This is a genomic window from Lentilactobacillus kefiri, assembly GCF_007989105.1.
Classification (GTDB): Bacteria; Bacillota; Bacilli; order Lactobacillales; family Lactobacillaceae; genus Lentilactobacillus; species Lentilactobacillus kefiri.
On record NZ_BJVK01000110.1, the window covers coordinates 1 to 695 of the forward strand.

General features: G+C 35.0%; 1 pseudogene. It reads left to right on the forward strand.

Annotated elements, in window-relative coordinates:
- Nucleotides 1-497: 497 nt before the first annotated feature.
- A pseudogene (locus LKE01_RS12295) lies at nt 498-695 on the forward strand (hypothetical protein); the annotation flags it as partial.

A 695-nucleotide genomic window follows, 5' to 3' on the forward strand; every position in this document is an offset into this window, starting at 1 on the left:
CTTATAAAGGATATCATTCAGTTAAAAGAAAGTGAAGTATACTGATTATCTATGGATGGATACCCAAATTTATTTAACAATTACTTATATTTAAAATATAATGTTTTTATTAACATATAATTATACGAAAGGAACATAGATCTTGAAAAAATTTTGTTTAATATCATTTCTAGTTTTAGTGTTTAGTTTATTTGGTTCATCAGAGGTTTCTTTTGCGTCTTCCCACAGCACAATTCCTAAAATTTTTCGTGGAACATGGTACTCATATAATGGGAAAGAAAAATGGTCAGCAACAAAATACACTGCCCACTCCATTTTAGGATTTGATGTCAATAAAGCTGGAAAAAGGATCAGCAAATATTATTTGAAGTCAACACCTCGGAGTAAAGGGTTCAACAAGCTATATGTTACACGTCAAGCAGCAAATCACTCCAACGAACCAAACACAATTGATCGCGTAAATTACTCGTTTACTAAGGGAGACGGCGGACATTGGATTGGAAAAATTAAAATACACGGGAAATATTATCAAGAACTCTGCGATTTCGAAAGTGGCCCTGAATGTGTCAACGTATCCTTACGATACCGATATCCCCATAATTTCAGTAAGCTCTATTTACCGTTCTAGTGCCGTGCGCCATCTAAGGCATCACGGCAAGTCTCGCCACAATAAAGCTTATCAGGAAAAACGAGGT